Origin of the sequence: Dolichospermum circinale AWQC310F, from assembly GCF_000426925.1 — a bacterium.
In the GTDB taxonomy this organism is placed as follows: domain Bacteria; phylum Cyanobacteriota; class Cyanobacteriia; order Cyanobacteriales; family Nostocaceae; genus Dolichospermum; species Dolichospermum circinale.
The window spans coordinates 4,706-15,573 of sequence record NZ_KE384704.1; the positions used below are offsets into that span (position 1 = coordinate 4,706).

The 10,868-nt window shown below is 38.3% G+C and carries 12 protein-coding genes and 1 other RNA gene; 8 read left to right on the plus strand and 5 right to left on the minus strand.

From position 1 onward, the window contains the following. Positions 1–62 precede the first annotated feature (62 nt). On the minus strand, positions 63–833 hold the full coding sequence (locus ACIR310F_RS0117055) for a glycoside hydrolase family protein (RefSeq protein ID WP_028084874.1): 771 nt from the start codon (positions 831–833) through the stop codon (positions 63–65). Positions 834–1,063: 230 nt separating this feature from the next. On the opposite strand from ACIR310F_RS0117055, the gene ACIR310F_RS0117060 reads away from it, so the two are divergent. The 5 genes from ACIR310F_RS0117060 (at position 1,064) to queF (ending at position 2,971) form a co-directional block, all read left to right on the plus strand. Then, positions 1,064–1,330: a YciI family protein gene (locus tag ACIR310F_RS0117060; protein WP_028084875.1), complete on the plus strand. Its 267-nt coding sequence runs from the start codon at positions 1,064–1,066 to the stop codon at positions 1,328–1,330. A gap of 37 nt (positions 1,331–1,367) precedes the next feature. Next, positions 1,368–1,464: signal recognition particle sRNA small type (ffs, locus tag ACIR310F_RS24495), an RNA gene on the plus strand. A gap of 25 nt (positions 1,465–1,489) precedes the next feature. Next, positions 1,490–1,903 carry a phasin family protein gene (locus ACIR310F_RS0117065; RefSeq protein WP_028084876.1) on the plus strand — a complete coding sequence of 138 codons (414 nt, stop codon included), beginning with the start codon at positions 1,490–1,492 and terminating at the stop codon, positions 1,901–1,903. A 147-nt stretch (positions 1,904–2,050) separates the two neighbouring features. Further along, positions 2,051–2,473 (plus strand): hypothetical protein, encoded by a 423-nt coding sequence (locus tag ACIR310F_RS0117070; RefSeq protein ID WP_028084877.1) that lies wholly within the window; start codon positions 2,051–2,053, stop codon positions 2,471–2,473. An 81-nt stretch (positions 2,474–2,554) separates the two neighbouring features. Next, entirely contained in the window at positions 2,555–2,971 is a 417-nt protein-coding gene (gene queF / locus ACIR310F_RS0117075; protein WP_028084878.1) for a preQ(1) synthase, read from the plus strand. 255 nt (positions 2,972–3,226) lie between these two features. Here queF and ACIR310F_RS0117080 read toward each other — a convergent pair whose 3' ends face one another. After that, positions 3,227–4,306 (minus strand): glycosyltransferase family 4 protein, encoded by a 1,080-nt coding sequence (locus ACIR310F_RS0117080; RefSeq protein ID WP_028084879.1) that lies wholly within the window; start codon positions 4,304–4,306, stop codon positions 3,227–3,229. 412 nt (positions 4,307–4,718) lie between these two features. On the opposite strand from ACIR310F_RS0117080, the gene ACIR310F_RS22915 reads away from it, so the two are divergent. After that, positions 4,719–5,270 (plus strand): ABC transporter permease, encoded by a 552-nt coding sequence (locus ACIR310F_RS22915; RefSeq protein WP_331271319.1) that lies wholly within the window; start codon positions 4,719–4,721, stop codon positions 5,268–5,270. 23 nt (positions 5,271–5,293) lie between these two features. Here ACIR310F_RS22915 and ACIR310F_RS0117090 read toward each other — a convergent pair whose 3' ends face one another. The 3 genes from ACIR310F_RS0117090 to ACIR310F_RS0117105 all read right to left on the minus strand — a co-directional run bounded on the left by ACIR310F_RS0117090 (position 5,294) and on the right by ACIR310F_RS0117105 (position 8,140). Next, positions 5,294–5,932: a Uma2 family endonuclease gene (locus tag ACIR310F_RS0117090; protein ID WP_028084880.1), complete on the minus strand. Its 639-nt coding sequence runs from the start codon at positions 5,930–5,932 to the stop codon at positions 5,294–5,296. Between the two features lie 78 nt (positions 5,933–6,010). Then, the gene (locus tag ACIR310F_RS0117095) at positions 6,011–7,246 is read right to left on the minus strand and encodes an LL-diaminopimelate aminotransferase (protein ID WP_028084881.1); all 1,236 of its coding nucleotides are present in this window, start codon (positions 7,244–7,246) and stop codon (positions 6,011–6,013) included. A gap of 387 nt (positions 7,247–7,633) precedes the next feature. Beyond that, positions 7,634–8,140 carry a LysM peptidoglycan-binding domain-containing protein gene (locus tag ACIR310F_RS0117105; RefSeq protein WP_028084882.1) on the minus strand — a complete coding sequence of 169 codons (507 nt, stop codon included), beginning with the start codon at positions 8,138–8,140 and terminating at the stop codon, positions 7,634–7,636. 740 nt (positions 8,141–8,880) lie between these two features. On the opposite strand from ACIR310F_RS0117105, the gene psbB reads away from it, so the two are divergent. Together psbB and ACIR310F_RS24500 are read left to right on the plus strand one after the other, a co-directional pair. Then, on the plus strand, positions 8,881–10,407 hold the full coding sequence (gene psbB, locus ACIR310F_RS0117110; protein ID WP_028084883.1) for a photosystem II chlorophyll-binding protein CP47: 1,527 nt from the start codon (positions 8,881–8,883) through the stop codon (positions 10,405–10,407). A 98-nt stretch (positions 10,408–10,505) separates the two neighbouring features. Continuing rightward, positions 10,506–10,610 carry a photosystem II reaction center protein T gene (locus ACIR310F_RS24500; protein WP_071604841.1) on the plus strand — a complete coding sequence of 35 codons (105 nt, stop codon included), beginning with the start codon at positions 10,506–10,508 and terminating at the stop codon, positions 10,608–10,610. Positions 10,611–10,868: the final 258 nt, after the last annotated feature.

Below are 10,868 nucleotides of genomic sequence, written 5' to 3' on the forward strand. Positions count from 1 at the left end.
AATAGGATTCTTGTCATGTAAAGAGGTTTCATGAAACCTCTCTACGGATATTCAATTATTAACTAAACTGGAGTTAAAAATAGGTTAGCTTCTGCTTGTCTTCTCCGTCTTAATCCTACTTCCACATTGCTACCAGGATTTCTGTATTTTAGAAAAGTTTCTTCAATTTCATCCCATTTTTTATCTCTCAAAACTCTAGTCATACTTTGGAAACGGGAATTACCATAAAAATTAGCACCTAAATTATAGCCAAAGCTTAATAAAGCACCCTGTTGGTTAGCATTTAACTGATCCCAAACAGGAATTTTTTGCAGAGATGGTAGATAATTATTTTCTAATTGAATCATTAATAAATCATCTGCTTCTTCTTGAGTGATGCTTTCACCTAATTTCCAGTTACTACCATCTCTTTTTTTTGTAGAACCCCAACCAATTGTGATAGGTAAATTACCAGTCCGGGGATCTCGATAAGCCTTTAAATAACAACCTTCAAATTTTTTAATCAGCGGAATTGCTGAAAGTGGTAGTTTTCCGGTGACACCACCAAAACCGTTTGTTTGAGGAGTTGGGGACGGTACTGGATTTGTTGTTAATTGGTCAAGAGCTTTATTTAAAGCATTTTGGGTATTTTTTCCGACTATTCCATCTGCTTCAAGCCCATTTTGACTCTGAAACTGTTTGACAGCCTTGATGGTATTGTTGCCAAAATCACCATCTATTGTCCCCGGATCTAAATTGAGTGCTTTTAAGATTTCCTGTAGCTGTTGAACTTTGGTGCCATTTGCACCTTGTTGGAGGATTTCACCTGTGTCGAGATTTAATTTACTAGGCATAACGGTATCCTGGTAACTTTAGTTTGATCAGTTTCGTAATTGAAAGCAGAGATTAACTGAAAATGAGACCTTACTTAGTCAAGTGTACAGTATGACTATGTGATCTGACAACGATTTTTACAAAAAAATACATAAATTATAAAAGTATATAAATTGGCGGGAATATGATCATAAATTATGATACTTTGTGATCAACGAGAAATTACTAATTGAAAATCCCATCCAAATATATGCCTTGGTTTGTCAAAATTGAAACTGGTAAGGTTGATAAGGCGACCTTTGACAAATATGTACCCGCCCACAAAGCCTACGTACAACAATTAATTGCTAAAGGACACAAAGCCAAAACAGGTTATTGGGCGCAAAAAGGTGGTGGTATGATGTTATTTGAGGCTGAGTCAATGGATGAAGCACAGGCAATAGTAACCGCTGACCCCTTGATACAGAACGATTGTGTCAATTATCAACTATTTGAATGGCAAATTGTTTTGGAATAATATACAAATTCTGAATTTTCGTGTTATGATAACTGAAGACCTGGATCTATGCAACTTCAACGCCCAAACCTTGTCAGGACCGGAAGGTAGCAGCAATAAGGGATGCTTGTAGTAGGCGTAGTCTCCGGGTCGCCTTACTTGTAGGAGCTTTCAGTAGCAATGCCTGGTTTTGGAGATATTGTACAAAAAGCTTTTTATCTCGGTGTTGGGTTAGCCTCCTACGCCAGTGAAAAAGCTGGGGGGAAATTAGCCGAACTGCGATCGCAAGTCCAAAAATTAGCAGATGAAATGGTGGCTAAAGGCGAGATGAACACAGAAGAAGCTCGCCGCTTCGTCGAGGATATGATGAAGCAAGCTCAACATGAATCAGGATCGGGAGAAGCGTATCAAAAGACACCTCCTTCCGAACCGCGTCGCATAGACATCCTAGAGGATGACGAAGAAGCAACTGGGAAAGAGGCGAAAAAAGAAAATAAAGATCATAATAGAGATCATGGCGATAATGTAAATCAGCTGCGGGATCAAGTGCGAGAACTACAGGAAGAGTTAAAAAGGCTGCAAAGAGAACCGTAAAAAACAATTTTTTACCTTCACAGTCAATTCTAAAAAATCACAGAATATCCCAAGTGGTTTTAAGTGTAATTACTTACCGTGTACTCTGGCAGTTCCAGTCTGATGGCGTTAAGCTTCATGTTTTTAGCCAGTAAGGGCTTGAAGTTTATGGAACAGTGGCAAAAAGACTTAATAGACATGATCGAAACCGTGGCTGATGAAGTAGAGCAGTTATTCCTGGGAATGAATGACATGGTAGATGCTTTTTTTGAGTTCGCAGAGGAAATTACTGAAGAAGTACAAAGCACTTATGTAGCAGATGTTGATAACTTCCTTAGGTTGCGCGAACAATTTTTACAAGACTTAGCCGAACCAATTATGGAAATTTACTGGGAACTAGAAGACATCACTGAAGATGTAGATCCGGGTTTTCCTTATGCAGTAGAAGCTACAATAGAAAAAAATGCGGCTTGTATTGGTTGTAGTCACTATCACGGACAGGTTTATGGTGGTAACTTGTTAGTTTGTGCTATGCACCCCCATGGTTGGGATAATCAAAATTGTCCAGACTGGGAAAAGGAAATTGAGTAATTAAGCTATCAATCTGGGGAGAAATGTTAAAAACTGTTAAGTTAATAATTGTGAATCTCTACATTTCTTTTTACTAACACAATGAGTAACTTTGCACCTGAAACCCTACCCCCAGACATTCAAGAAATGAAATATGGTGAACGGGAAATTGCGGAAGGGAAACTAATTATCTTTCCGAATCCCCGCATCGGACGACGCTATGATATTAATATTACTTTACCAGAATTTACTTGTAAATGTCCGTTTTCCGGTTATCCTGACTTTGCGACCATTTATATTAGTTACATTCCAGATCAACGGGTGGTAGAGTTGAAAGCACTCAAACTTTATATTAACAGTTACCGCGATCGCTATATCTCCCATGAAGAAACAGCCAATCAAATTTTAGATGATTTTGTCGCAGCTTGTGATCCTTTAGAAGTGACTGTAAAAACCGATTTTACCCCCCGTGGAAATGTACATACAGTGGTTGAAGTTAAACATCAAAAAGGTGTTTAAATAAAGAAGCAGAGGCGTTTCATGGAACGTCTCTACAAGGATGATGAAAAACAGATACAACGTATTACCCTCAGAGTCAGGTACACCTTGAGCAGGTAAGATACCCGCAAAACAAGATTGTTATCATTAATACAGCAAGTTGAGCTTGAGTGAAGTACACTTTGTGCAGGCAAGATGCCCGCACCACAAGATTTTTATTTTTATCATTAATATCCGTACCTCATCATATCGGAAACTGCTGTATCTAATTGATTATTAACTAACTAGAGTATTACTATTACGTAAATAACCATTTTGTTGCGCTAATTTTTCTGCAATTAGTTTTTGATAAACCACTTCATAACCATCAGTCATTTTTTGAACACTAAAATTTTCTTCCACATATTGACGACAAGCGTAACGATTTAAATCAGCTACCCTGTCAAGAGAATTAATACATTCTTCCACATTATTACAAAGGAAACCGGTTTCCCCATTCACAATAACTTCCCTCGTTGAACCCAGTCGCATTGCAATTACAGGTGTTCCTGATGCCATTGATTCTACCATAACTAAACCAAAAGGTTCTCGCCAAGTAATGGGAAACAAAGTCGCATAAGCACCACCCATGAGGGCATTTTTTTGGATATGATTAGCTTCACCTAAATATTCAATTTGCTTACCATCAATATGTGGTTTAATTTTTTGCGTAAAATATTCCAAATCTACCACATCTACCTTACCTGCTATTTTTAACTTCCAACCAGTTTTTTGAGCAATTTCAATTGCTAAATGGGGTCCCTTTTCGGGAGACATTCTTCCCAAAAAAGCTAAATAAGGTGGTTCTGTTGGTTGAGGATAAAATTCATAACTACTAACATCAATGCCATTATAAACAGTGTCTACATAGTTTAAGCCTAATCTGGGTTCTTGCTGAGAATTAGAAATACTAACATAAGGCTGTTTTTTGCTATATTTAAAAATTTTTTCGTTATCTGGAGTAAAAATTCCATGTAAAGTGTGAACTGTAGGAGTTTTAACTAAATTGGCGTAAACTAGTGATCCTAGTCCTACATGAGAGTGAATTATATCAAAATTTTCTGCTTGTTCATAAACTAAACCTAACAGTAACATTTCATAAATACCAGGTTCTTTAATAGTAGGATCTAACCTTAAAGCGCGGGGATGAACTGATACTAACTTAGCTAAACTTAAAGAATCTCCTGATGCAAATAAAGTCACTTCATGTCCCCGACGGACTAATTCATCAGTTAATAAACCTACTACTAATTCTATACCACCATAAGCTGGTGGTGGTACTCTTTCCCACAGTGGAGAAACCTGGGCAATTTTCATGATAAATCTCCTAAAATATCAGATTTCTACTTCTAGTTAGTTGATTAATAAATGAAATAACTAACAGAAAAATAGCCAAAAATAGAAAAAGCATCCTTATTTATAATTGCTATTAGATCTTATGTTTTATATTTGATATTTTTTGTCTATCTGAGGTAATATAAATGTCTGATACTTGAGGAATAAATAGACATAATACACATAATAGAATAGTTATTTTTGGGATTTGGTGCTGGAAATAGAACGGAAAAAAATAGTATAATACCATACATTATTTAGGCTAATTTAATACCAAGAAAAAAGATGATCAATTTTCTTAATTTTCTATTTTCTTTCTCAAAGAACCATATTGTCATATAATATGATAGTTAAATATTGGGTATATTGACATGAATATATATAAACAAAAATTTTGGGAACATTAATGGCTGTGGGGTTAGCACGTTATGACTTTCCTGGCAAGAGATTATATCAGGGAATTGCTTATTTACCTTTATTAATTCCTGATATTGCGATCGCTGTTTCTACGTTAGTATGTTTATCAGCTTTTGCTATTCCTTTGAGTATCTGGACTATTATTGCTGCCCATATTGTATTTTGTCTATCTTATGTGGGTTTGGTGGTTTCTTCGCGCATGAATAGTATTAATCCTCATTTAGAAGAAGCAGCTTTAGATTTAGGTGCAACACCAATACAAGCTTTTATTTTAGTTTTATTACCTCAATTAATGCCAGCAATTATTTCCGGTTGTTTATTAGCGTTTGTATTGAGTTTAGATGATTTTTTAATTGCTAGTTTTACTGCGGGAAGTGGGACTAATACCTTACCAATGGAAATTTTTAGTCGCATTAGAACGGGAGTCAAACCGGATATTAATGCTTTAAGTGTAATGTTAATTTCGATGACTGCTATTGTGGCTTTGATAGGGGAATTAATTAGAACTACAGGGGAAAGGAGAGAATAGGGAATTATGATGAGAAATTAGATTTAGATCATCGTTGTAAACTCTTCCAAAGCCTGAAAACTGCCTACTTCCCAACTCCTTTTGATCACATTAGGGATAATCTGAGTAATAGCTATATCTTCAAAATAGGGACTTTGATCAGATTTGATATATTTACCATTTTTCAACAAATAAATAGCCAATTTACCACTATCATATATCCATAATTCTGGAACTCCAATCGCTCCATAAGCATCAAGAGTTGTTTTTGATGTCACATCAATTTCTATAGCTAAATCTGGTGGTAGATGATCAGGTTGTAACCTCCGCAAACCAATCATTTGTTGATAATTTTGAATATAAAAACAAGCATCTGGTTCAATTCCTGCTGTACCTTGTTTTTTGAAACTTGTTGAACCAAAAGGTTGATATTTAATCCCTTTAGCTTTCAACAATATTTTAACAATATCAGAAATTAGATCTTTGGAAATTTCATGCTCAGGTAAAGGGAGCATAATTTCTAAATTACCTTGATTATAGGCAATTCGTGAAGCTCTTTTTTCTCCCAGTTCTTGTAAAATCGCTTCAAATTCTTCCCAGCTAACATCTGAAATATTAACTGTACTACCAGGTGTTAATTGTATCTGACTTACGGCTTTGAAAACAGGAATAGCTACACTCATAGCATTTATTACTCTTAATAGATTAATTCTAACAAAAAGCAGGGTGGGAATGACCCACCACAAATAATTAAACTTGAATTACACCTTAAACTTAGAGGTAATTCGCTTCATGGCTTCTTCCACATTTTCCCGACTATTAAAGGCCGAAATGCGGAAATAACCCTCACCCGCAGCACCAAACCCAGAACCAGGAGTTCCCACCACATTCACAGTTTCTAATAACTTATCAAAAAATTCCCAACTGGATAAACCATGGGGAGTCTTCACCCATACATAAGGTGCATTTACGCCCCCATAAACATTTAAACCTGCGTTGGTGAGTTCTTGACGGATGATTTTAGCATTGTCTAAATAGAAGTTTACTAAAGCTTTGATTTGTGTTTGTCCTGCTTCTGAATAAACCGCTTCTGCACCTCTTTGAATAATATAAGAAACGCCATTAAATTTAGTAGACTGACGACGATTCCAAAGTTTCCAAAGTTCGACATTAGAACCATCAGCAGCTTTAGCGGTGAGGGTTTTGGGAACAACAGTTAAAGCGCAACGAGTCCCAGTAAACCCGGCATTTTTAGAGAAAGAACGAAATTCAATTGCACAATCTCTAGCGCCTTCTATTTCAAAAATAGAATGAGGTAAACTAGGATCTTTAATAAATGCTTCGTAAGCAGCATCAAAAAAGATAATTGAACCGTTGGCTTTAGCATAATTTACCCATGCTTGCAAATGTTCTTTCGTAGCAGTTGCACCTGTGGGATTATTAGGAAAGCAAAGATAAATTAAATCAACTTTTTGGCTAGGAATTTCCGCTGTAAAATTATTTTCAGCAGTAACAGGTAAATAAACTAAACCACCATATTCGCCTTTTTCGTTCGCATCTCCCGTGTTACCTGCCATGACGTTAGTATCTACGTAAACGGGATATACGGGGTCAGTAACGGCGATAACGTTATTTTTGCCAAAAATATCTAAAATGTTGCCAGAATCGCATTTAGAACCGTCGGAAATAAAGATCTCATCCGCTTCTATGGCTGCCCCTCTGGCTTGAAAGTCGTGGGTGGCGATTTTCTCCCTTAGCCAATTATAACCTTGTTCTGGTCCATATCCTTTAAAACTTGAGCGATCGCCCATATCTTCCACAGCTTTAATCATGGCTGTGCGACAGGCTTCTGGCAAGGGTTCAGTGACATCACCAATTCCTAACCGAATGATTTTAGCATCTGGGTTAGCCTGTGCAAAGGCATTGACCCGTCGCGCAATTTCAGGAAACAGATAGCCAGCTTTGAGTTTTAGGTAGTTGTCGTTAATTGTAGCCATGGTACATTATGAGCAAAAAGATAAAGATAATGATACACTATCTTACTTGGAGGACGAGAATAAAAAGATCCCTAAATTCTTAAAGTAGTCAGGGATCTGAAACTTTAAGTTATTGTCTAGAAAATATGAGTCTAATTAATGAAGCTGATAAACAACGAATTATCTAACAGGTATTAGAAGCTAAAAAATGGGATTTCAAAAAACTAGATACCAGAATTATTTAACCATTCTGGTATCTGACTATGGCAGATTTTCACAAGTCAGACATGATTACCATATTTTCAGAAACAAAAAATAATTTATATAGCAAAAAATCGCTCCCAAATTGTTTATTTTGGGCAAAATTTTTAGCTTTCTGACTAGCTTGCTTCAATCTGCAAATTATACTCATGGGGTTTTGCCTTTGCAGCTACTAGGAATTTTCAACACCTGATTTATATCTAATTTATTTTCCCGCTTTTGTAATTCGGGGTTAACTGCAACTATTAATTGCCAATCAGTAGGTTTATTACACAATCTTCCGGCAATACCACTGAGAGTATCTCCTGATTTTACATTATAAACATTATAAGTGGCTAGTATTGGCGGCTGCTTGCGAGTAGTAGTAATTATCTGTGGACTGGGTGTAGGACTATTAGTAACTTTAGGAACACGATGAGGGGTAGTCGTAGTATACAAAGCTGTTTGCAGGGAGAAAAAACTACCCCCAGCACCGATAGTAACACCTATCACCAACATTAAAATGGCGATTTCTCTTGTCCAAGATTTTGGCTGCTGGGGCAATTCCTCCAAGGAGCGAATTAGAGAAATATCCGTGTGACAACTAGGACATATATGACCATCAATTCCTTGATACCCGCAAACAGGACAGTCAATTTTGGTTTTGGTGTTCATGGTGTAAGTTCCGTAATCATGCTATTTCTGGGCAATTTTTGATTTACCCATGCTGCACATCCGATTATAATTCAGACCATCGGCACTGCCATAACATTTCTGTCATGCTTAATATCTAAATCTTGATCATGAAGCGGACAAACTATAGTAAGTAATTATATTTTCTTATATTTCCTCTAATATTTATTAAAGTATGCTTTATTAGATATTTATTGACTTCAACCAGAGATGATCTGTTAGTTTCATAATTGTGGTTGATCACTTGCGTCTATCCTTCCCCCATAGCTAGAATTTACCTGCGTAAACTAAGTCTAAAATAAAACTGGTAATTATTCAAAGAGCGATCGCCTGGTAAAACCCCAATTTAGTTTTATCCTGGAATAGTGGACTTAAAAAACTTCAGCTTTCCAGATAGATGAGGTTATCATCAGCATTTCTGGCGACTGATAGCGACATTCAAACCACAAACTCCGTAACCTCAAGGATGGAAACGCTTGCAAAGCGTGCCATCAATAGTTACACTTTTTAAAATATTCTCATTTTTGTTTAGGGATTGCTCAAACACTCCCATAGCAAGTTCTTGACAAAAGAATCAAGTTATGGTGGTTCATCAGCATTACCAAAATCAAAATCAGCAATAAAAAACTCAGAGATTCCTAATGATTGGCGATTTCCGTCATTTTAGAACCTTAGTCACAAAATTGCTTTGTCAACATAACTATCCAGGAGGCTTGTAGTTAATGGGACTACCTTGGTATCGAGTACATACAGTCGTTCTGAACGATCCAGGTCGGCTGATTTCTGTACACTTAATGCACACAGCTTTAGTAGCTGGTTGGGCAGGTTCAATGGCACTGTACGAACTAGCCATTTATAACCCCAGTGATCCAGTTCTTAACCCCATGTGGCGGCAAGGGATGTTCGTACTTCCCTTCATGGCACGTTTAGGCGTGACCGAATCTTGGGGCGGTTGGAGTGTAACTGGTGGCACAGCAGTAGACCCCGGTTTCTGGTCTTTTGAAGGTGTTGCTGCGGCTCACATCGTTCTCTCTGGTTTATTATTCTTGGCTGCCGTGTGGCACTGGGTTTTCTGGGATTTGGAACTCTTTAGAGATCCTCGCACAGGTGAACCTGCCCTAGACTTGCCAAAAATGTTTGGTATTCACCTGTTCTTATCCGGGTTACTTTGTTTTGGTTTTGGTGCTTTCCACCAAACTGGACTCTTTGGTCCTGGAATGTGGGTATCTGATGCTTACGGACTCACTGGCAGTATTCAGCCAGTAGCGCCAGAATGGGGTCCGGCTGGGTTTAACCCCTTTAACCCCGGTGGCGTTGTTGCTCACCACATTGCAGCGGGTGTAGTTGGTATTATTGCAGGTTTATTCCACCTCACAGTTAGACCCCCCGAAAGGCTCTACAAAGCCCTACGGATGGGTAATATTGAAACCGTACTTTCTAGCAGTATCGCGGCGGTATTCTTCGCTGCTTTCGTCGTCGCTGGAACTATGTGGTACGGTAACGCTACTACCCCCATCGAACTGTTTGGACCTACCCGCTATCAGTGGGATCAAGGCTACTTCCGTCAAGAAATTCAGCGTCGTGTGCAAACCAGTGTGGCAGAAGGCGCTACTTTGACCGAAGCTTGGGCGAAAATTCCTGAAAAATTGGCATTCTACGATTACGTTGGCAATAGCCCCGCTAAAGGTGGTCTATTCCGTACAGGCGCAATGGTGAAAGGTGATGGTATTGCCCAATCTTGGCAAGGTCACGCTGTGTTCACAGATGCCGAAGGCCGGGAATTAACAGTTCGTCGTTTACCTAACTTCTTTGAAACTTTCCCCGTAATTTTGACCGATAAAGATGGTGTTGTCCGTGCTGACATCCCCTTCCGTCGGGCAGAATCTAAATATAGCTTTGAACAAACTGGCGTGACTGTCAGCTTCTACGGTGGTAATCTGAATGGTCAAACCTTCACAGACCCCGCTGATGTCAAGAAGTACGCCCGGAAAGCTCAAGGTGGCGAGATTTTTGAATTTGACAGAGAAACTTTGAACTCTGACGGTGTATTCCGTACTTCTCCCAGAGGTTGGTTTACTTTCGGTCATGCTGTATTCGCTTTATTATTCTTCTTTGGTCACTTATGGCACGGTTCACGGACTATCTACCGTGATGTATTTGCTGGTGTGGAAATTGAAGAAGAACAAGTTGAATGGGGTCTGTTCCAGAAAGTGGGCGACAAGTCAACTCGTGTCCGTAACGAAGCTTAAAACTTGGATGAGCTATGAAGTGGAAAATATCTACTTCATGCTTTTTCCCCGGCTTGGTCAACTAAAATTACTGGCTCAACAGGCAGGATCTGAAAAATATGGAAAGTGTTGCTTACATCTTGATTTTAACCCTCGCCATCGGTGTTCTCTTTTTTGCGATCGCCTTCCGCGAACCCCCTCGGTTTGAGAAGAAAGATAAGTAGTTAAATATTCCCCATTTGTCAGGGAATATATGCTAATAATATCCGTTGTTACTGATAATAGTAGCAACGGATATTATGTTTTACAGCACTTCCCGATGTTATGAGGTACAAGAACCCCACCCCCAACCCCCTCCTCGCTTGCGAGGAGGGGGCTTAAGATTTACCTCATAAAAGCGGAAACCCCTGTAGCAGAAATGTTGAATGTCGTTACAAAACTTTACATATTTAAGTATAGTAGTATTATCAAGGGTAAAAATG